Origin of the sequence: Bradyrhizobium sp. 31Argb (assembly GCF_043638955.1) — a bacterium.
Taxonomy (GTDB): Bacteria; Pseudomonadota; Alphaproteobacteria; order Rhizobiales; family Xanthobacteraceae; genus Bradyrhizobium.
The window spans coordinates 1-20,495 of record NZ_JBEGDB010000141.1 but is presented as its reverse complement, the minus strand read 5'-3'; the positions used below and the strand labels follow the sequence as shown (position 1 = coordinate 20,495).

The 20,495-nt window shown below is 63.9% G+C and carries 14 protein-coding genes and 3 pseudogenes; 4 read left to right on the top strand and 13 right to left on the bottom strand.

Going from position 1 to position 20,495, the window contains the following annotated elements; all coding sequences use genetic code 11:
- Positions 1-268: 268 nt before the first annotated feature.
- Positions 269-1,890 (bottom strand): annotated as a pseudogene (groL, locus tag AAFX91_RS24680) (chaperonin GroEL).
- Positions 1,891-2,263: 373 nt separating this feature from the next.
- Between groL and glgX the strand changes: the two are divergent.
- Positions 2,264-4,498 carry a glycogen debranching protein GlgX gene (glgX, locus tag AAFX91_RS24675; protein WP_130579681.1) on the top strand — a complete coding sequence of 745 codons (2,235 nt, stop codon included), beginning with the start codon at positions 2,264-2,266 and terminating at the stop codon, positions 4,496-4,498.
- Positions 4,499-4,537: 39 nt separating this feature from the next.
- On the opposite strand, the gene AAFX91_RS24670 is transcribed toward glgX, so the two are convergent.
- The 9 genes and pseudogenes from AAFX91_RS24670 to AAFX91_RS24630 form a co-directional block, all read right to left on the bottom strand.
- Entirely contained in the window at positions 4,538-5,041 is a 504-nt protein-coding gene (locus tag AAFX91_RS24670) for an RNA pyrophosphohydrolase (protein ID WP_394568270.1), read from the bottom strand.
- Positions 5,042-5,043: 2 nt separating this feature from the next.
- A complete protein-coding gene (locus AAFX91_RS24665; protein WP_130579683.1) occupies positions 5,044-5,550 on the bottom strand; it encodes an RNA pyrophosphohydrolase in 507 nt (168 codons plus the stop codon).
- Positions 5,551-5,645: 95 nt separating this feature from the next.
- Positions 5,646-6,909, bottom strand: a pseudogene (locus AAFX91_RS24660) (divergent polysaccharide deacetylase family protein).
- Positions 6,910-7,129: 220 nt separating this feature from the next.
- Positions 7,130-8,497, bottom strand: a complete 1,368-nt coding sequence (locus AAFX91_RS24655; protein WP_130579685.1) for a S41 family peptidase — start codon at positions 8,495-8,497, stop codon at positions 7,130-7,132.
- Positions 8,494-9,903, bottom strand: a complete 1,410-nt coding sequence (locus AAFX91_RS24650; protein ID WP_394568268.1) for a murein hydrolase activator EnvC family protein — start codon at positions 9,901-9,903, stop codon at positions 8,494-8,496. The genes AAFX91_RS24655 and AAFX91_RS24650 overlap by 4 nt, the downstream gene beginning before the upstream one ends.
- The gene (gene rlmH / locus AAFX91_RS24645) at positions 9,900-10,382 is read right to left on the bottom strand and encodes a 23S rRNA (pseudouridine(1915)-N(3))-methyltransferase RlmH (protein WP_130579686.1); all 483 of its coding nucleotides are present in this window, start codon (positions 10,380-10,382) and stop codon (positions 9,900-9,902) included. The genes AAFX91_RS24650 and rlmH overlap by 4 nt, the downstream gene beginning before the upstream one ends.
- A gap of 48 nt (positions 10,383-10,430) precedes the next feature.
- The gene (gene rsfS, locus AAFX91_RS24640) at positions 10,431-10,781 is read right to left on the bottom strand and encodes a ribosome silencing factor (protein ID WP_130579691.1); all 351 of its coding nucleotides are present in this window, start codon (positions 10,779-10,781) and stop codon (positions 10,431-10,433) included.
- Positions 10,782-11,006: 225 nt separating this feature from the next.
- The gene (locus tag AAFX91_RS24635) at positions 11,007-11,633 is read right to left on the bottom strand and encodes a nicotinate-nucleotide adenylyltransferase (protein WP_207234489.1); all 627 of its coding nucleotides are present in this window, start codon (positions 11,631-11,633) and stop codon (positions 11,007-11,009) included.
- A 34-nt stretch (positions 11,634-11,667) separates the two neighbouring features.
- Positions 11,668-12,954: a glutamate-5-semialdehyde dehydrogenase gene (locus AAFX91_RS24630; RefSeq protein ID WP_130579688.1), complete on the bottom strand. Its 1,287-nt coding sequence runs from the start codon at positions 12,952-12,954 to the stop codon at positions 11,668-11,670.
- A gap of 186 nt (positions 12,955-13,140) precedes the next feature.
- Here AAFX91_RS24630 and AAFX91_RS24625 point away from each other — a divergent pair, with 186 nt between their 5' ends.
- Positions 13,141-13,419, top strand: coding sequence for a type II toxin-antitoxin system ParD family antitoxin (locus AAFX91_RS24625; protein WP_130579692.1), 279 nt, complete (start codon positions 13,141-13,143; stop codon positions 13,417-13,419).
- Positions 13,409-13,669, top strand: a pseudogene (locus tag AAFX91_RS24620) (type II toxin-antitoxin system RelE/ParE family toxin); the annotation flags it as partial. The gene AAFX91_RS24625 and the pseudogene AAFX91_RS24620, both read left to right, overlap by 11 nt.
- Positions 13,670-13,708: 39 nt before the next feature.
- On the opposite strand, the gene proB reads toward AAFX91_RS24620, so the two are convergent.
- From proB to AAFX91_RS24605, 3 genes are all read right to left on the bottom strand, one after another.
- A complete protein-coding gene (gene proB, locus AAFX91_RS24615) occupies positions 13,709-14,851 on the bottom strand; it encodes a glutamate 5-kinase (protein ID WP_394568265.1) in 1,143 nt (380 codons plus the stop codon).
- A gap of 122 nt (positions 14,852-14,973) precedes the next feature.
- Positions 14,974-16,029: a GTPase ObgE gene (gene obgE / locus AAFX91_RS24610; protein WP_130583665.1), complete on the bottom strand. Its 1,056-nt coding sequence runs from the start codon at positions 16,027-16,029 to the stop codon at positions 14,974-14,976.
- Between the two features lie 197 nt (positions 16,030-16,226).
- Positions 16,227-19,031 (bottom strand): [protein-PII] uridylyltransferase, encoded by a 2,805-nt coding sequence (locus AAFX91_RS24605; protein WP_394568263.1) that lies wholly within the window; start codon positions 19,029-19,031, stop codon positions 16,227-16,229.
- A gap of 206 nt (positions 19,032-19,237) precedes the next feature.
- Between AAFX91_RS24605 and AAFX91_RS24600 the strand changes: the two genes are divergently transcribed.
- Positions 19,238-20,212: an aliphatic sulfonate ABC transporter substrate-binding protein gene (locus AAFX91_RS24600; protein WP_394568261.1), complete on the top strand. Its 975-nt coding sequence runs from the start codon at positions 19,238-19,240 to the stop codon at positions 20,210-20,212.
- The last annotated feature ends 283 nt before the right edge of the window (positions 20,213-20,495 follow it).

Sequence of the window (20,495 nt, the reverse complement as noted above, 5' to 3'; positions counted from 1 at the left end):
GCGCGAAACTACTTCGCCGTCGTCGCCATTGCCGCCACTCTGCTCTGGATAAGGTAACTGTCCACACGGCCTAGGCCCCGGTGCACTGCGCCGGGGCCGAACAAAAATCTTGAACGACCCGGCGTCCGTCACATCGTGGCGGGCGAAAGTTTCCGAGCCGCCGAATTTCAGCATTGCGCTCGCCTAGCGGCGCTTCGCCCTGCTTGAGACCGCGGCGTTGGCATCCACCGCCGGCGCCAAGCGACTCGCGGAACGCTCTTGTCATCGATCAGAAGTCCATCGGCGGCATTGTAGGCGTCTGCTCGGACTTCTTCGGCTTGTCGGCGACCAATGCTTCCGTCGTGATCAGGAGCGAGGCAACCGATGCCGCGTCCTGCAATGCGGTGCGAACCACCTTCGCCGGATCGATCACGCCGGCGCGTACCAGGTCCTCGTACTCGCCGGTCGCGGCATTGAAGCCCCAACTATAGTCGGCGCGCTCCAGGAGCTTGCCGACCACCAGCGAACCGTCCTCGCCGGCATTCTCGACGATCTGGCGCGCCGGTATCTGTAAGGCGCGACGCACGATTTCGACACCGGCCTTCTGATCGGCATTGGTAATCTTGATCCTCTCCAGCGCCTTCGAGGCGCGCAGCAGCGCCACGCCGCCGCCGGGAAGGATGCCTTCCTCGACTGCCGCGCGGGTGGCGTGCAGCGCGTCCTCGACCCGGTCCTTGCGCTCCTTCACCTCTATTTCGGTCGCGCCGCCGACCCGGATCACGGCGACGCCGCCGGCGAGCTTGGCAAGCCGCTCCTCCAACTTCTCGCGATCATAGTCGGAGGTGGTTTCTTCGATCTGCGTCCTGATCTGGGTGGCTCGTGCCTCGATGTCCTTCTTGGCACCGGAGCCATCGACGATGGTCGTACTCTCCTTTTCGATCACGACCTTCTTGGCACGGCCGAGCATGTTCAGCGTGACACTCTCGAGCTTGATGCCGAGATCCTCCGAGATCGCGGTGCCGCCGGTAAGGATGGCGATATCCTCGAGCATCGCTTTGCGGCGATCGCCGAAACCCGGCGCCTTCACCGCGGCGACCTTCAAGCCGCCGCGCAGCTTGTTGACGACGAGCGTCGCCAGCGCCTCGCCCTCGATGTCCTCAGCGACGATGAGCACCGGCTTGCCGGACTGCACCACCGCTTCCAGCAGCGGCAACATCGATTGCAGCGTGACCAGCTTCTTCTCGTGAGTGAGGACATAGGGCTCTTCGAGCTCGACCTTCATCTTCTCGGCATTGGTGACGAAATAGGGCGAGATGTAGCCGCGGTCGAACTGCATGCCCTCGACACTTCCAGCTCGGTGTTGAGGCTCTTTGCCTTCTCGACCGTGATCACGCCTTCATTGCCGACCTTCTGCATCGCATCGGCAAGGAAGCGGCCGATCTCGGCATCTCCGTTGGCGGAGATGGTGCCGACCTGGGCGATCTCATCATTGGAGGTGATCTTCCTGGCATGGGCCTTGAGGTCGGCGACGATCGCGTCGACCGCGAGGTCGATGCCGCGCTTCAGATCCATTGGATTCATGCCGGCGGCGACCGACTTGGCGCCCTCCCTGACGATCGCCTGTGCGAGCACAGTTGCGGTGGTGGTGCCGTCACCCGCGATGTCGCTGGTCTTGGACGCGACTTCCCGCACCATCTGTGCGCCCATGTTCTCGAACTTGTCCTCGAGCTCGATCTCCTTGGCGACGGTGACGCCATCCTTGGTGATGCGCGGTGCTCCAAAGGATTTTTCCAGCACGACGTTGCGGCCCTTCGGTCCGAGCGTCACCCTGACCGCATTCGCCAGCAGATCTACGCCACGCAGCATGCGCTCGCGGGCTTCGGTTGAGAACTTCACGTCTTTCGCGGCCATGACGTTTTCTCCTCTCCCCTTGATGGATCAACTGCGTTCTATCGTCCTTGTTTGGGCATCGTCGTTTTCGGGAAAGCGGTATCCACTTTTTCCGGATCGCACTCTAAGCGGCCTTCCGGGCTCGGTCGTTCGGCCTGGGCCGAGAGGATTGCTCTCCTCCATGATGTCACAGGACCGGGGGGCCGGGAACCGCCCCTGAGCGGAAGTCGAACCGGGAACGTAGAATTCCGATTCAAGAGGGCGAGGTGAAATTTTCTGCCGCGATGCAGCGCCGCTTGGCCGCGGGTGGGGTTGGCCCAGAGGCGCAGCGGCCCGACCAGAGGAACGATGGTGAGGTGCAGGCGTTCATCTAACCGAAGGGCAGGCGTTTCCGATGGATAGATCAGCCGCAGCTAGTGAGCTCGCGCAGGCGGCGCAGTTGCTGCGTCGCTCCGCCGTTCGCGAAGGCAGGCCATTTCCCTTAGGCGCCACCTGGGATGGCCTTGGTGTCAACTTCGCGCTGTTTTCAGCGCACGCGACCAAGGTGGAGCTGTGCCTGTTCGATGACGCAGGCCAAACCGAGGTCGAGCGGATCGAGCTTCCTGAATATACCGACGAAGTCTGGCACGGCTATCTGCCGACCGCGCGTCCAGGATTGGTTTATGCCTATCGCGTCCATGGTCCCTATGAACCGGACGCCGGCCATCGCTTCAATCCGAACAAGCTGGTGATCGACCCCTACGCCCGGCAATTGGTCGGGCAGTTGCAATGGGGCCCCGAACTGTTCGGCTACAAGATCGGCGATCCCGACAACGACAAATCGTTTGATGACCGCGACAATGTCCATCTCGTGCAGAAGTGCCGGGTGATCGATCCCGCTTTCACCTGGGGGCGTGACCGCAAGCCCGCGACACCGTGGGAGCGCACCATCATCTACGAGATGCATGTGAAAGGCTTCACCAAGCTGCATCCATTGGTGCCGGAGGCCGATCGCGGCACGTTCGCCGGCCTCGCCTGCCCAAACGTATCAGCGTATCTGCGCTCGCTCGGCGTCACCAGCGCCGAGCTGCTGCCGATGCATGCCTTCGTCGACGACAGCTATCTGGTCGACAAGGGTCTGCGCAATTATTGGGGCTACAACTCGCTCGCTTTCTTCGCGCCGGATCCGCGCTATCTGCGCACGCTCTGGGCGACCGAGTTCAAGGAGATGGTCAACCAATTCCATGCCCACGGCATCGAGGTGATCCTCGACGTGGTCTACAACCACACTGCCGAAGGCAACGAGCTCGGACCGACGCTGTCCTTCAAGGGCATCGATAACGCGAGCTATTATCGGCTGCTGCCCGACCAGAAGCGCTACTACGTCAACGATACCGGTACCGGAAACACCGTCAATCTATCGCACCAGCGCGTGCTGCAGATGGTCGCCGACTCCTTGCGTTATTGGGCAACGGAGATGCGCGTCGATGGCTTCCGTTTCGATCTTGCCACCATTCTCGCACGCGAACCCTACGGCTTCGACGAGGGCGGCAGCTTCCTTGATGCCTGTCGGCAGGACCCGGTGCTCTCCAGCGTCAAGCTGATCGCGGAGCCATGGGACATCGGCCCCGGCGGCTACCAGGTCGGCCAGTTCGCGCCGGGCTGGGCGGAATGGAACGACAAATTCCGCGACACCGTGCGAAGCTTCTGGAAGGGGGATGCCGGACAGGTCGCCGATTTTGTCAAGCGCATCACCGGGTCGGGAGACCTGTTCAACAAGCGCGGCCGCAAGCCGTGGGCGAGTGTCAACTTCGTCACCGCCCATGATGGCTTCACCCTCAACGATCTGGTCTCGTACAACGACAAGCACAACGAAGCCAATGGCGAGAACAACCAGGACGGCCATTCCAACAATTACTCATGGAATCACGGCGTCGAAGGTCCAACCCAGGATGCGGAGATTGTCGCGTTGCGCGAGCGGCAGAAGCGCAACTTCCTTGCCACGATGGTCTTGTCGCACGGCACGCCGATGCTGCTCGCCGGCGACGAATTCGGTCACAGCCAGAAGGGCAACAACAACGCCTATGCGCAGGACAACGAGACCACCTGGCTCGATTGGATGAAGATATCGCCTGAAGGGCGCGCCTTGCGCGAATTCACGCGAAAGCTGATCGCGATGCGCAAGGCGTTTCCGATCCTTTATCGGAGCCGTTTTCTGATCGGCACTCACAATGAGGAGCTTGATGTCAAGGACGTGACCTGGCTCGCCCCGTCGGGCGAGGAAATGACCGTCGAGCAGTGGCAGGACGGCAATGTGCGCTGCTTTGGATTGCTGCTTGATGGTCGCGCCCAGGAGACCGGCATCAAACGCCGCGGATCGGATGCGACCCTGCTGTTGATCTACAACGCCCATTTCGACGTCGTGAACTTTACGTTGCCGAAGGTCCCGGAAGGACAGCACTGGCAGGGGCTGATCGACACCAACCAGCCGGAGGGGCAACTGCCGAGCTTTCCGTTCGGCCACGTCTATGCCGTGACCGGACGCTCGATGCTGGCGTTCGGTCTCGCGAGCGAAGACAGCGCCATGCGCCGCTTGCGGCATGGCATCGGCACCATCCTTGATGTCGCCGAGCTCCCGCTATCCGAGTAATGGGTTCACCTGGACGAGGTGAGGTTCCGCAATCCGGTCTCAGCGCGCTTGCGCAAAGGCGGCGAAGCTGCGGGCGACATGCCGGTACACTTCGCGGCGGAACGGCACGACGAGGTCGAGGACGCGGTCGAGCTGCTCCCAGCGCCAGGCGTCGAATTCGGCCGGCTGTCCGTTGCGCGGTGTCAGCGGGTCGATCTCCGCGTCGCGCCCGGTGAAGCGCAGCGCGAACCATTTTTGCCGCTGTCCATGGAATTTGCCGAGACGATGCGGCGGTCCGTTGTAGGGCGGGAATTCGTAAGTGACCCAGTCGGTCTCGCCGAGATAGTCGGCGGAGACCGCACCCGTCTCCTCCCAGAGTTCACGCATGACCGTTTGGCGCGGTTCTTCGCCAGCATCGATGCCGCCCTGCGGCATCTGCCATTCGAGCCCGGGAAGGATGATTTCCGGACCATCGTCCCGGAAGCGATGGCCGATCAGCACGCGGCCGGACGTATTGAACAGCGCGATCCCGACATTGGGGCGGTATAGCTTTTCCTCGGACATTCCTATCGGCCCGCGAGCCTCGTAAACTCTTGCACCACGCGCTCGTAGACCGGCCGCTTGAACGGCACAATCAATTCGGGGAGATTCTTCATCGGCTCCCAGCGCCAGTTCGAGAACTCGGCCTTGTGGCCTCCGCCGCCGGGACGTTCCACGTCGATCTCATTGTCCTTCCCGGTGAAGCGCACCGCGAACCATTTCTGGCGCTGGCCGCGATAACGGCCCTTCCAGGCGCGCCCTGCGACCGTGCGCGGAATATCGTAGATCAGCCAGTCGTCGACTTCGCCGAGCCTCTCGACCGAGCGGACGCTGGTCTCCTCGTAGAGCTCGCGCTTGGCGGCTTCCCAGACGTCTTCACCGGGATCCACGCCGCCTTGCGGCATCTGCCAGATGTGGGTGTCGTCGACATGCTCGATGCCGCCGGCGCGGCGTCCGATAAAGACCAGCCCGTCTCGGTTGAGCAGCATCACGCCGACGCAGGTCCGGTAAGGCAGCTCTTCGTAACGCGTCATTCGATCAGGACTCCCAGAGGGTGATCGGGAACCAGTGGGAATTGGTTTTCCAAAACGATCACGCTCCAACAAAAAGACGAGACCATGACCCGATATCATCCTCGCGGATCATGATCTGCAAGACGGGCGGGGTCCGGAAGTCGCGCCATCAGGTTAATGCTCCAGCCCGATTTTGATTTCAGCATCGCGGTTGTCAATGGCACAAGCAGGATGCCGCGCGCCTCGAGCGTCTTGGTCCAGGCCGCGAGGCGCTCGATCGAAATCGGCAGCGCCGAGGCCACGCCGACCGCGACCCCGCGTTCCCTGGCGAGCGTCTCGAGCTTGACCAGCATGCGGTCGATCTCCACCGACGTCGGAACCGCATCGATGGTGAAATCGGCTTTGGCAAAGGGCAGCGCCTGGCCAGCGGCGAGCGAGGCTGCGACGCTGCGTGGCGTGGCGGCCGTCGTCGAAATAGCTCAAACCGCGCTTGGCCGCTTCGCGCATGATCGGCTGCATCACCGGATCGGTCGCCACGAAACGGGCGCCCATGAAATTGGCGATGCCGGCGTAGCCCTGGATGCGGCTGAAGTGCCAATAGAGCCGGTCGAGATTCTGTTCCGCGTTCAGGGTCGTGAGCAGCGTCTGGGGGCCGGGATCATTGTCCGGGTAATCGAACGGCTCCATCGGGACTTGCAGCAGGATCTCGTGGCGCTGCGCACGCGCCCGTTCGGCAAGCTTTGTCGGATCGGCGCCATAAGGCGTGAAGGCCAGCGTCACCGCCGGCGGCAGTTTCATGATGGCGTCGGTGGTTTTGGCGGCGCCGACGCCGAGCCCCCCGACCACGATCGCCACCACGGGCGTTTTTGCCGCCTTGGCGCGGTCGGCATCGGCCGCATAGACCGTAAACGGCCTCAAGCCGTCGGCGACCATCGGGATCATGCCATAGCGCGATTTTTCCAGAAGGCGCTGGTCAATGCCGGCCATCGGCCCTGGCGCGGCGTCGGACTCGGCCTTGTCGGTGGCATCGCCGCCGATCACGACGTCATGCCGCGCGCCGCTTGAGCCGTCGATGATGGTGACCGTCTTGCTCTCGCCGGAAGCCTGCCTGGGCGGCGATTTCGCTGCAGGCTCGGCGGCAGGGCCGGCCGCCGCGGGTTTTTCCTCCGCCACCGGCGCCATGCGCAAGGCGATATGGGCGATCGGCTCGCCGCCGAGCGGATCGTCGTTGAACAAGGCGATACCGGCGAAGGTGACCAGGATCAGGCCGAGCATCACCGCCAGCGCCTGCGTGGCCGTGAACGGCACCTGGAACCGGCGTTTTTTGGCCACGGTTTCCTGTCCGAGCGGTGCGCTCAGTTCGTCGGCCGCCTCTGCCATGAACCCCCCGAATCAGATCCGCCGACGATAGCACGTGGCAGCCGGTTGCAGAGAAGGTCGGCCCTGAAGCCCGGGTGAAGCGCAGCGTAACCCCCCGGGGCGCTCTTAGACGCGGATACAGCGGTCCCGGGTTAGGCTGCGCTTCACCCGGGCAACGGCACCTTCCAAATAAAAAGGGCGGCCGAAAGGGCCGCCCTTGGTCTGAATTCGCGGTGGCCGATCAGTTCGCGGCCTTGCTGCCCTGCTTGTTGTCGACCGCAGCCTTGTCGCCGTTCGCGGGCGGCGGCGCCGAACTCGCCGTGGACTTGATGCCATGCAGGAGGTCGTCGGCCAGCTTGAGCGCCTTGTCGTCCTTGGCGTCCGGCGGCACGTAGGACTGCGAGCCGGTCTTCTCGTCGCCGTCGGACTTCAGATGGCCGCGCAGCGAGGCCTCACCCTTGGTGTCGGTCCGGGCCTTCAGTTCATCCGGCACGTCCTGCAGCACCTCGATGTCGGGCACGATGCCCTTGGCCTGGATCGACTTGCCGGATGGCGTGTAGTAGCGCGCGGTGGTCAGCCGCAGCGCGCCATTGCCGCTGCCGAGCGGGATGATGGTCTGGACCGAGCCCTTGCCGAACGAGCGGGTGCCGACCAGCGTCGCCCGCTTGTGGTCCTGCAACGCGCCGGCGACGATTTCGGAGGCCGAGGCCGAGCCGCCGTTGATCAGCACGATGACCGGCTTGCCCTTGGTCAGGTCGCCCGCATGGGCGGCGCGGCGCTGGGTTTCCTCGGCATTGCGGCCGCGGGTCGAAACGATCTCGCCGCGCTCCAGGAAGGCGTCGGACACAGTCACGGCTTCCTCCAGCAGGCCGCCCGGGTTGTTGCGGAGGTCGATGACGTAGCCCTTCAGCTTGTCGCCGATCTGGCTCGAGAGATTCGCGATCTCCTTCTTGAGGCCCTCGGTGGTCTGCTCATTGAAGGTGGTGATGCGGATATAGGCGATGTCGTCGGCCTCGACGCGGGCACGCACCGAGCGGACACGGATGTTGTCGCGCACCAGCGTGACCTCGATCGGACTGTCCTGGCCCTTGCGGACGATCTTCAGCCGGATCTTGGTGTTCACCGGCCCGCGCATCTTCTCGACGGCCTGGTTGAGGGTCAGGCCCTGCACCGCCTCGTCGTCGAGCGTGGTGATGATGTCGTTGGCCATGATGCCGGCCTTCGATGCCGGGGTATCGTCGATCGGGGAGACGACCTTGATCAGCCCGTCTTCCATCGTGACTTCGATGCCGAGCCCGCCGAACTCGCCGCGGGTCTGCACCTGCATGTCGCGGAAGCTCTTGGCGTCCATGTAGCTCGAGTGCGGATCAAGCCCGGCCAGCATGCCGCTGATCGCGGATTCCACGAGCTTGCTGTCATCGGGCTTCTCGACATAGTCGCTGCGCACGCGCTCGAACACGTCGCCGAACAGATTGAGCTGGCGGTAGGTGTCCGAGGTCGCGGCGCGCGCGCTTGATCCCATCAGCACGGCGCGCGGTTGGGTAACGAACAGCGTCAACGCTGCACCGCATGCGGCGCTGAGGAGAATTACAGAAGTCTTGCGCATCATCCGCGAACCTTTTCGCCTTCATTTGCGGCCCACCATGGGCCTGGATCAATTGGAGTGCCGTCCTTACGGAACTCCACATAGAGCACGGGTTGGCTCGCGTTTGTTGCGAAAATGGAAGCAACCTGGGATGTGGACCCCATGGTCGCGACCGGCTCCCCCGTAAGTACAAACTGGCCGATGTTTACCGAAATACGCTCCATCCCGGCGATCAAAACATGATACCCGCCCCCGGCGTTGAGGATCAAGAGTTGACCGTAGCTTCGAAAGGGTCCGGCATAGACGACCCAGCCGTCACACGGGGTTGTGACCTGGGCGCCGGGCAGCGCCGCCAAAGAAATGCCTTTTTGCACGCCGCCAGCACCGTCAGAGCCGCCAAAATCTCGAATCCTGGTACCGTTAACGGGATAGGCGAACAGGCCCTTGGCCGAGGCAAAGGCGACCGCCGGGCTCAGCCGCGCCGAATCCTTCAAAGCGCCCAGATTGGGCTTTCCGTTCGGGGCGGCGGGCGTGCCCTGGAGGTTGGCGGCGGCGGCCGCTTTTGCGGCGCTCTTCAGATCCTGTTCCATCTTGGCGATCAGGCCCTGCAGGTCGTCGACCTGCTTGGACAGGGCGATGGCCCGCGCGCCTTCCGCTGCCATGTCCTTTTCGATCGCGCTCTGCTGGCGTTGCCGCTCCTCGACCAGCGCCGCGAGCCGGACCTGGTCTTCCCTGAGCTTGTCGCGGTCGCGCGCCATCGCATCGCGTTCGCTGGCGATGGTCTTGCGCAATGCAACCAGCTCGCCGAGGTCGGCGGTCAGCTTCTCCGCGCGCCCCCGCAATTCAGGTACGACCGCACCGAGCAGCATCGCGGTTCGCAGCGACTGCAATGCGTCTTCTGGCCGCACCAGGAGCGCCGGCGGCGTGCGCCGGCCGGCACGTTGCAGCGCCGCCAGCACCTCGATGATCTCGGCGCGGCGTGAATCGAGCGAGGTGCGGATCTCCTGCTCGCGGCTGTCGAGCGGGCGCAGCCTCGCCTCCGCATCGACGATCCGACCTTCGACCCCGCGCACCTGGCCCGCAATGTCGATGATCTGCTGGTTGAGCTTGCTGCGGTCCTGGCCGATCGCGGCAATGTCGGCCTTCAATTTCTCCTGCAGCTCGGTGGCTTTTCGTTGCTGTTCGCGGGTGGCCTCAAGCTCCTGCTCCCGCTGCTTGATGATATCGGGCGACGGCGCGGTTGCCGCGGTCTGTTGCTGTTGCGGCGGAGTTTGCGCGATTGCGACTGTGGCAAGGCTTGCCGTCAACAATACGACCGGAAGGGGAAGCCAGGATGCCGGATACCGGCAGCGGCGCGCGGCGTCGGGATAACGGTGAGGGTCGCGCAGCGACGGCATCGGATTGTTCAGCGCTTTCTGTTGTCGGTTCACGCGCGATGATAGGGGTGGCCGGCCAAAATGGTCGCCGCCCGATAAATCTGTTCCAGAAGCATGACCCGGACCATCTGGTGCGGCCAGGTCGCCGCGCCGAATGCGACGCGCAGCTTGGCCTTGCGCTGCAAATCAGGCGAAAGTCCGTCGGCGCCGCCGATGACGAAAATAGTGTTGGCGACCGATTGGTCCCGCCAGCGCCGGAGATACCCTGCAAATGCCGCGCTGTCGACGTTCTCGCCGCGCTGATCCAGCGCCACGAGCACATGCTTTTCCGGGATCAACGCCGAGATCGCCGCCGCTTCCTCGGCCATCCTGGTTGCGGCGTCGCGCGCGCGGCTTTCCGAAATTTCATGAACGTCCAGGCCGCGGAAGCCGAGCTTGCGGCCGATATCGTCGAAGCGCTCGCGATAGCGCTCCGCCAGTTCCCGCTCCGGGCCCTGCTTCAATCGGCCGACTGCGATGACGAATAACCGCATTAACGCATGTTAGCATGCGCCTCGGCCGATTTGCATCGGCTCAGAGATCTAGACCGCCGCGACCGGGCTTTGCGTCCACAACCGCTCGAGATTGTAGAACTCGCGCACCTCGGGCCTGAACACGTGCACGATCACATCGCCGGAATCGATCAGCACCCAGTCGCAGTTGGGCAAGCCTTCGACGTGGATTTTGCCGATGCCGTTTTCCTTCAGGGCTTTCGTGACGTTCTCCGCGATCGCACCGACGTGCCGGTTGGCCCGGCCCGAGGTGATGACCATGTAGTCGGAGTATGCTGATTTGCCGCGAAGGTCGATGGTGACCGTTTCTTCCGCCTTCATATCGTCGAGGCGGGAGAGGATCATATTCAGGGTCTTGTCGGCGTCGCCTTGCGCCTTCAAGGCCGCAGTTTGGGTCGATGTTTTACGCGCAGGTTTTGCTGCCTTGTTAGCTACCTTGGGTAAAACAGACTTGGACAATACAGGTGTGGCCAGGGACCATTCCTTTCACTGTATCGCGAACGCCGAATCTCGGTGCCCGCCGCCTATACTACGCATGTGGGGTTAAGGGTTTCAATATTCCAGTAAGCCCCACACCACTTGCCGCATGATCCACGCGATCATGCGCTAGACCGTCCTCCAGCTGCCATCAGGGTTCCGAAGGCCGGTCGAAGACAGATTGGATTTCATGCCGGTGAGAAACACCCAGGCCGGCGCCTGCTGATCCGCCAGCCGGGGCGCCTGATTCTCGGGCAGACGATAGCGGGCAAGCGCCTGTGCGGCGGGCGCGGCGAGCGCGCGGAAACTTTGTGGCGGACGGTCGATCACGGCGATCGGCACATCGGAGGCGATGCGCCGCCAGTCTTTCCAACGGTGGAACTGCGCGAGGTTATCGGCGCCCATGATCCAGACAAAATGCACGCCGGAAACGCGGCGCCGCAAATGGATGATCGTGTCAACAGTGTAGCGCGTACCGATGACAGCTTCGAGACAGCTCACATCGATCCGGGGATCGTCGGCCACTTTCAGTGCGGCTGCGGAGCGCTCGGCGAGCGCATGCAGGCCGTCGTGATTCTTGAGCGGGTTGCCCGGCGTGAGCAGCCACCAGACGCGGTCGAGCTGCAGCCGCTTGAGCGCGAACTGGCTGATGGCGCGATGCGCGGCATGCGGCGGGTTGAAGGAGCCGCCGAGCAGGCCGATGCGCATTCCGTTGGTGTAGAACGGAAGCGCCTGCGCGACCGATGGCGACGCGATCTGGGCTGGCTTCAACGGGATCACAAGTTTGGCTTCACGGCCGCGTCTGTCCGGTGCCGTGAATGCGATACTTGAAGCTTGTCAGTTGTTCGGCGCCGACCGGCCCACGGGCGTGGAATTTGCCGGTGGCTATCCCGATCTCCGCGCCGAAGCCGAATTCGCCGCCGTCGGCGAATTGCGTCGAGGCGTTGTGCAGCACGATCGCGGAGTCGACCTCGTTGAGGAATTTCTCGGCAACAGCCTTATCCTCCGTCACGACGGCGTCGGTGTGCCGCGAGCCGTGCTGGTGGATATGCGCGATCGCCTCATCGACACCGTCGACGATGCGAGCCGCGATGATCGCATCCTCATATTCGGTGTCCCAGTCTTCCTCGGTTGCCGGCTTCACGCGAGCATCGACGCGCTGCACCGTCTCGTCGCCGCGCACCTCGCAGCCGGCATCGATCAGCATCTCGACCAGCGGTTTCAAGCTGGCGGAGGCGCGATCGACCAGCAGCGTCTCGGCCGCGCCGCAGACGCCGGGACGCCGCATCTTGGCGTTCAGCACGATCGACTTCGCCATCTCGAGATTGGCGGAGCGGTCGACATAGACGTGGTTGACGCCCTCGAGATGGGCGAACACCGGCACGCGCGCTTCCGCTTCCACGCGCGCGACCAAACTCTTGCCGCCGCGCGGCACGATCACGTCGACGCCGCCGTTCAACCCCGTGAGCAATAGCCCGACCGCGGCGCGGTCGCGGGTCGGCACCAGCGTGATCGCAGCTTCCGGCAGGCCGGCCTCGCGCAGGCCCTGCACCAGGCAGTCATGAATCGCGCGGCAGGAGCGGAAACTGTCGGAGCCGCCGCGCAGGATCACGGCGTTGCCGGACTTCAGGCACAGCACGCCGGCGTCCGCCGCGACATTGGGGCGGCTCTCGAAGATCACGGCGATGACGCCGAGCGGCACGCGGACGCGTTCGATGGTCATGCCGTTCGGCCGCTGCCAGCTCTCGGTGACGGCGCCCACCGGATCGGGAATGTTGCGCACGGTGGCGACGCCGTCGGCCATCGCATCGACGCGCGCATGCGTCAGCGTCAAGCGGTCGACGAACGCCGAGGTCGCCCCGCTCGCGCGCGCCTCGGCGACATCCTCGGTATTGGCGGCAAGGATGGCCGGCGCGTTCTCGCGGATGGCACGCTCGATGGCAGCAAGCGCCCGGTTCTTCTGCTCGGGCGGCGCAAGCGCCAGCACGCGCGCGGCGGCACGCGCTTGTGTCGCGAGTTCATTCATCAGGGTCGGCAGATCGGCGTTACCGTCGATCGCCTTCAGCGGCGCAGTCATGGGGTGTCCCAGCGTTCTGTTAAGGCCATGGTCTAGCACGGAAATCGGGGTCTTGGCGAGGCGAGGAACCGGCATGGCTGGCGGGCGACGCCTGCCATCGGCCAATGGCCGAGCTTGGCAGCAGGTGCCTTGCCCCTCGTCGTTGATATCATTAAATATCATTTATTGATATCTGCAGGTACGACCATGGCCACCAGTTACAGCATCGGCAAGCATTTCGAGGACATGATCCAAGGCCTGATCGAGAGCGGCCGCTATTCGACGGCGAGTGAGGTCTTGCGCGATGGCCTGCGCCTGATCGAAGAGCGCGAAGAGCGCCGCAAGGCCAAGCTCGAAGCGCTGCGCGCCGAGATCCAGAAAGGTTTTGATAGCGGTCCGGCGGAGGAAGTCGATATCCACGAAATGATGGAATCTGTGAAAGCGCGGGGACGGCAATTATTGGCCGCGCGGAAACGTGGCGAATAGATTTCGTAAGCTTCCCCAAGCCGATCGCGACCTCGATTCGATTTGGACTTTCATCGCGGGCGATTCGGTCAGCGCCGCCAACAGGCAGATTGACCGTATCGGTGAAATCTTCGAAATGCTCGTACAGAACCCGCTGTCGGGCCGTGCGCGTCCGGAATTGCGGCGAAATCTGCGCAGCTTTCCTGTCGGGAGCTATATTGTTTTTTACGTCCCGTTGCCCGACGGCATCGAGGTCGTTCGGGTGATGAGCGCTCGGAGAGATATCGACCCGGACGACATGCTTTGGCGATCAGGCCGGATCGACAATCCTCGGACCGCCCACCACCAGATCGTCCCGGTGGATCATCTCCGCCCGGCCGCTGATCCCGAGGATGGCCATCACGTCGGGGGAAGAGCGGCCCTTGATCTTCTCGGCGTCGTCGGCGTCGTAGGCGACGAGGCCGCGGCCGATCTCATGGGTATCGGGGCCGCGGACGATCACCGCATCGCCGCGGGCGAACTGGCCGTCGATCCGGATCACGCCGGCCGGCAGCAGGCTCTTTCCTGCCCGCAGCGCGGCCACCGCGCCGGCGTCGATGGTCAGCGTGCCCTTCGGTTCCAGCGAGCCCGCGATCCAGCGCTTGCGCGCGGTGATCGGGTTGGCCGGCGTCAGGAACCAGGTGCAGCGGCCGCCGTCCGTGATCGCCTGCAAGGGATGCTCGATCTTGCCAGAGGCGATCAGCATATGGGTGCCGCCGGTGGTCGCGATCTTCGCGGCCTCGATCTTGGTGCGCATGCCGCCGCGCGACAGCTCGGATCCGGCTTCACCCGCCATCGCCTCGATCTCCGCGCTGATGCTTTCGACCACCGGGATCAGTTTTGCGTTGGGGTTATTGGCCGGCGGCGCGTCATAGAGGCCGTCGATATCAGACAGCAGGACCAGGAGATCCGCGCTCGCCATGGTGGCGACGCGGGCGGCGAGGCGGTCGTTGTCGCCATAGCGGATCTCGTTGGTGGCGACCGTATCGTTCTCGTTGATCACCGGCACCGCGCGCCATTCCAGGAGCTTTGCGATGGTCGATCGCGCGTTCAGATAGCGGCGGCGCTCCTCGGTATCCTGCAGCGTGACCAGGATCTGCCCGGCGCGAATCTCGTGATCGCCAAGCACTTCGGACCAGATCCGTGCCAGCGCGATCTGGCCTACGGCGGCCGCACCTTGGCTCTCATCGAGCTTGAGCGGCCCGCGCGGAAGCCTCAACCGGCTGCGCCCGAGCGCGATCGAGCCGGACGAGACGATCAACACCTCCCGGCCTTCCCCGTGCAGCTTGGCGATATCGGCAGCCAGCGCCGACAGCCATGACGCCTTGACCTCGCCAGCCTCGGAATCGATCAGGAGCGATGAGCCGACCTTGACGACGATGCGGCGAAAACGGTTGAGCGCGGGGCGTTTCATGGTTTGATCAGAGACGGAGCGGCGTTTGCGAAGCAATACGCGCCACCCCCTTACTTTGGAAGCGGCGCACGGGAAAGAGCGTTAAGGGAACATCAACCCTGCGGGCCGAACAGGCCTTGGAATCAGCCCTGCGGCGTCGGTTGCGCCCAGGGTTCGGCATCAGTGCTGCTTTTGGCCTTGGCCGATACCGGCGCCTCGCCGATCACCTCGACCAGCGCCTTCAACGCTTCCGGGATGCCCTCGCCGGTGGCGGCGGAGACAAGCAGCGGCGTCTTCTTTGCCGCCCGTTTCAGCCGGTCCCTCTGCTTCTTCAATTCATCCGGCGTGACCGCGTCGATCTTGTTCAGCGCGACGATCTCGATCTTCTCGGCAAGATGGCCCTCATAGGCCTCGAGTTCGGTGCGGACCGTCTTGTAGGCCTTACCCGCATGCTCGCAGGTGGCGTCGATCAGGTGCAACAGCACGCGGCAGCGCTCGACATGGCCCAAAAAACGGTCGCCGAGGCCGGCGCCCTCATGTGCGCCCTCGATCAGCCCGGGGATGTCGGCGAGCACGAATTCGCGGCCCTGCGCGCTCACGACGCCAAGCTGCGGGTGCAGCGTCGTAAAGGGATAGTCCGCGATCTTCGGCTTGGCAGCGCTGACCACCGAGAGGAAGGTCGACTTGCCGGCGTTCGGCAGTCCGACCAGGCCGGCATCCGCGATCAGTTTCAGGCGGAGCCAGATCCAGCGCTCCTCGCCCGGCAGGCCGGGATTGGCGTTGCGCGGGGCGCGGTTGGTGGACGATTTGAAATGCGCGTTGCCGAAACCGCCATTGCCGCCCTCGGCCAGCACGAATTTCTCGCCGAGTTTGGTGAAATCGTGGATCAGCGTCTCGCGATCCTCGTCGAAGACCTGGGTTCCCACCGGCACCTTCAGTATGATCGATTTGCCGGCGGCGCCATGGCGGTCCTTGCCCATGCCATTGGTGCCTTTTTGGGCCTTGAAATGCTGCTGGTAGCGGTAGTCGATCAGCGTGTTCAGCCCGTCGACCGCCTGGATGATGACGTCGCCGCCGCGGCCGCCATTGCCGCCTGAGGGCCCGCCAAACTCGATGAACTTCTCGCGCCGGAACGCAACGCAGCCGTTGCCGCCGTCGCCGGAGCGAATATAGACCTTTGCTTCATCGAGGAATTTCATGAGCCTACCATAGCGTTTTCGAGCGAAGTGGATACCGGTTCGCGCCAGAAAACGCGTCGAAACAAAAGGCTAGAGCCTCAGTTTACCGAGGCTCTAGGTAAGGCAGCGGCGCCGATGCGGCAACCCTGAAGCTGGCTGACCGGATAAAAGGCTTAACTGTCAGCCGGTTGCCGGCTCCGTAAAACCACGGCGAAGGTTCAGGCCGCCGGCTGGGCGGCTGCGTTCTCATCAGCGAGCAGGTGCAACAGGGCGCTCTTGATCGCGGCCTGCCGGGTCGGCGCAGTGATTTGCGCGCCCAGGAGGTCGGTGACATAGAACACGTCGCGGGCGCGCTCGCCGAAGGTCGCGACATGGGCGGAGGCGATATTGAGGTTGAGCTTCGAGATCGCGGTGGTGAGCTGGTACAGCAGGCCGGGCCGGTCGAGGCCGGAAACCTCGATCACGGTGTAGCGGTCCGACCACTGGTTATTAATGGTGACTTCGGGCTCGACGGTGAACGCCTTCACCTTGCTGCCGCTGCTGCGATGGACGGCGCGGCGCGCCATCGCCTCCGGCAGGCGCAACTTGCCTTCCAGCACGTCCTCGATCATCTCGCCGATCCGGGTGGCGCGCCGGCCTTCATCCTCGTCGCGGTCGTATTCCCGGGAGATCGCGATGGTGTCGAGCGCGCGGCCGTCGGTCGTGGTGTAGATCTGGGCGTCGACGATATTGGCCCCTGCGGAAGCGCAGGCGCCGGCGATGATCGACAATAGCCAGGGATGGTCGGTCGCCCAGATCGTCAGTTCGGTGACGCCGCGCGCCTCGTCGAATCCGACATTGATCGCAAGCTTGTGCCCGGCCTGCTCGCTGGCGCGGATGAAGCGTGCCTGCCGGATCTTGCGCGGCAATTCGACCTTGAGCCAGTACGCCGGATAATGCCGCTCGATGTAGGCGTTGAGCTCCGCCTCTGGCCATTCGGTGAAGGCGGCACGGAATTCGGCCTGCGCCACCGCGATGCGGCGGGCGCGGTTCACTTCCGAGAAGCCGCCGGTCAACACCGGCTCAGTCTCGTAATAGAGCGTGCGCAGGAGCTGCGCCTTCCAGCCGTTCCAGACGCCGGGGCCGACGCCGCGGATGTCGGCGGTGGTGAGGATCGTCAGCAGTTTCATCTGCTCGACCGATTGCACGACCGCGGCGAAATTCTCGATGGTCTTGCGGTCGGAGAGATCGCGCGACTGCGCGACCGTCGACATCGTCAGATGATCCTCGATCAGCCATGCGACGAGTTCGGTGTCGGCGTTGCTGAAGCCGAGCCGCGGGCATAGCCGCCGCGCCACCTTCGCTCCGGCGACCGAATGATCCTCGGGCCGGCCCTTGGCGATATCGTGCAGCAGGGTCGCGATATAGAGCACCGGACGATGCTCGGGGCGGATCTTGCGGAACAGGTCGCTGGCGACAATGAACTCGTCATTACCGCCGCGCTCGATCTCCTGCAGGAAGCCGATGCAGCGGATCAGGTGCTCGTCCACCGTGTAGTGGTGGTACATGTTGAACTGCATCATCGACACGATCTTGCCGAACGCGCGGATGAAGTGACCGAGCACGCCGGTCTCGTTCATCCGCCGCAGCACGATCTCGGCATTGTCTGATGTCAGGATCTCCATGAACAGCCGATTGGCTTCCGCATCTTCGCGAAGCTGCGTGTTCACGAGCTTGAGCGAGCGTGTCACGGTGCGCATCGCGTCGGGATGGAAGGCGAGGTTGTTCTTCTGCGCCAGACGGAAGATGCGGATCAGGTTGACCGGATCGTGCTTGAAGACGTCGGGCGCGGCCAGGTTGATGCGGTTGTTGTCGACGATGAAGTCGTCGCTCTCGGGCACGCGCCGCTTGGTGCTGCCCGGCCGCAAGCGCGCCACCATGCGGCTCAGCACCGGCGCCGGCTTCTTCTGCTCTTCCTCCAGCTTGGCGCACAGAATCGCGGTGAGGTCGCCGACGTCCTTGGCGATCAGGAAGTAATGCTTCATGAAGCGTTCGACGTCCTGCATGCCGGGATGCGAGGTGTAGCCGAGCCTGACCGCGATCTCGCGCTGGACGTCGAACGACAGCCGCTCCTCGGCGCGGCCGGCGAAGAAATGGATGTTGCAGCGCACCGACCACAGGAAATCGGCACAGCGGCGGAAGGTGCGGTATTCCTGCGCATCGAACACGCCGCGTTCGAGCAATTCATCGGTCTCGCGCACGCGGTAGACGTATTTCGCGATCCAGAACAGCGTGTGCAGGTCGCGCAGGCCGCCCTTGCCGTCCTTGACGTTGGGCTCGACCAGATAGCGCGACTGTCCGGCGCGGCGGTGCCGCTCCTCGCGCTCGGCCAGTTTGGCGGTGACGAATTCGGCGGCGGTGCCCTGCACGACGTCCTTGTCAAAGCGGTCGACCAGTTCGTCATAGAGCGGCCGGTCGCCGGTCAGGAACCGCGTTTCCAGGATCGCGGTGCGGATCGTCATGTCGCCGCGCGCCTGGCGGATCGATTCATCGACCGAGCGCGTGGCATGGCCGACCTTCAGTCCCATGTCCCACAGGCAGTAAAGGATCGCTTCGGCGACCTGCTCGCCCCAGGCGGTCTGCTTGTAGGGTAGGATGAACAACAGATCGATGTCGGACTCCGGCGCCATCAGGCCGCGGCCATAGCCGCCGGTGGCGACGACCGCCATGCGCTCCTCGCCGGAGGGGATCGGCGAGTGATAGAGGTGCTTGGTCGCCGCCGCATAGAGGATGCGGATGATCTCGTCCTGCACGAAGCAGAGCCGCTCCGCGCAGCGCCGGCCGTGGCGGTCCTTGAGCAGCACGGTCTGCGCCGTGGCGCGTGCCCCGATCAGTTCCGCCTTGAGCAGTTGCGCCATGGCCGAGCGGAATTGGTCCTCGCGGCCCGCGTGCTTCTCGGCGAGCGCGTCGACCGCGGCGGTGATCCGCGCGGTATCGAAACGGTCATCCACTTCCGGGTGGGGTTCGGCCACGACACTATCCATGGTCTATCCCGATAAAGGACGGCGCCTGCGCTGTCACGGGACATTGTGGACCCGCGATCACTCTGTGCTGAATTCCCGTTGATTTGAGCAAAGCCATTCTCACGTTGCCGCCTTCAGGGTGCGGATTTTCTCATTGACCTTCCAGCATAACTCATTGAGATAAAAAGACGTTTTACCAAGATTTTTCCAACATTTGGAGGCTGAGGATGGTCCGGATTTCACGGCGCGCTGTGGCTGCGATGATCGCAGGTTTAACGCTTGCGCCCGCGGCAAGTTTTGCGGCGGAGCCGCTCAAGGAGATACGCATCGACTGGGCGACCTACAATCCGGTCTCGCTGGTCCTGAAGCAGAAAGGGCTCCTGGAAAAGGAGTTCGCCAAGGACGGCATCAGCATCGTCTGGGTGCAATCCGCCGGCTCCAACAAGGCGCTCGAATTCCTCAACGCGGGCTCGATCGATTTCGGCTCGACGGCGGGCTCGGCCGCGCTGGTCGCCAAGATCAACGGCAACCCGATCAAGTCGATCTATGTCTATTCGCGTCCGGAATGGACCGCGCTGGTCACGGGCAAGGATTCCAAGATCGCCTCGGTCGCCGACCTCAAGGGCAAGCGCGTCGCGGTGACCCGCGGCACCGATCCGCACATCTTCCTGGTGCGCGCGCTGCTTGATGCCGGCCTCTCTGAAAAGGACATCACGCCGGTGCTGCTCCAGCACGCCGACGGCAAGACCGCGCTGATCCGCGGCGACGTCGACGCCTGGGCCGGCCTCGACCCGATGATGGCGCAGGCGGAAGTCGAGGACGGCGCAAAACTGTTCTTCCGCAAAGCGGACGCCAACACCTGGGGCATCCTCAACGTGCGCGAGCAGTTCCTGAAGGATCACCCGGACGTCGTCCGCCGCGTCCTCGCCGTTTACGAAGAGGCCCGCAAATATTCGCTGGCGAACTACGACGAGCTGAAGAAGACCTTCATTGCCGCGACCAAGCTGCCGGAGGCGGTGGTCGACAAGCAGCTCAAGGAGCGCACCGAGTTGACCCACAGCCGGATCGGCGCCCCGCAGCGCGATTCGATCCTCGCCGCAGGGCTCGCGCTGCAGCAGGCCGGCGTGGTCGATGCCAAGGTCGACGTGAAGGCGGTGCTGAATTCGCTGATCGACGACCAGGTCCCGCTGCCGACGAATTGACAATCCGTAGCCCGGGTGGAGCGCAGCGCAACCCGGGGTGGCTCCAACCGCCCCGCGAGACTGTCCCGGATTGCGCTGCGCTCCATCCGGGCTACGAAGCTTCGACGAATTGAGCTGTCGTCCCGGGCAAGCGAAGCGCGACCCGGGACCCGTAACCACAGGCTTTGGCGGTGTGCTCCAACCGCATGCTCGCGCCACAACAACTCCCTGTGGTTGATGGGGTGGACGGCCCCCTACGGCATCAGTTGTGCCAGAATGAGGTTGTCGAAATCTCAAACGAGGG

Coding starts and splice junctions, on each gene's coding strand:
- glgX (WP_130579681.1), top strand. CDS start 2,264: ATGGATAGATCAGCCGCAGCTAGTGAGCTCGCGCAGGCGGCGCAGTTG.
- AAFX91_RS24670 (WP_394568270.1), bottom strand. CDS start 5,041: ATGTCCGAGGAAAAGCTATACCGCCCCAATGTCGGGATCGCGCTGTTC.
- AAFX91_RS24665 (WP_130579683.1), bottom strand. CDS start 5,550: ATGACGCGTTACGAAGAGCTGCCTTACCGGACCTGCGTCGGCGTGATG.
- AAFX91_RS24655 (WP_130579685.1), bottom strand. CDS start 8,497: ATGATGCGCAAGACTTCTGTAATTCTCCTCAGCGCCGCATGCGGTGCA.
- rlmH (WP_130579686.1), bottom strand. CDS start 10,382: ATGCGGTTATTCGTCATCGCAGTCGGCCGATTGAAGCAGGGCCCGGAG.
- AAFX91_RS24630 (WP_130579688.1), bottom strand. CDS start 12,954: ATGACTGCGCCGCTGAAGGCGATCGACGGTAACGCCGATCTGCCGACC.
- AAFX91_RS24625 (WP_130579692.1), top strand. CDS start 13,141: ATGGCCACCAGTTACAGCATCGGCAAGCATTTCGAGGACATGATCCAA.
- proB (WP_394568265.1), bottom strand. CDS start 14,851: ATGAAACGCCCCGCGCTCAACCGTTTTCGCCGCATCGTCGTCAAGGTC.
- obgE (WP_130583665.1), bottom strand. CDS start 16,029: ATGAAATTCCTCGATGAAGCAAAGGTCTATATTCGCTCCGGCGACGGC.
- AAFX91_RS24605 (WP_394568263.1), bottom strand. CDS start 19,031: ATGGATAGTGTCGTGGCCGAACCCCACCCGGAAGTGGATGACCGTTTC.
- AAFX91_RS24600 (WP_394568261.1), top strand. CDS start 19,238: ATGGTCCGGATTTCACGGCGCGCTGTGGCTGCGATGATCGCAGGTTTA.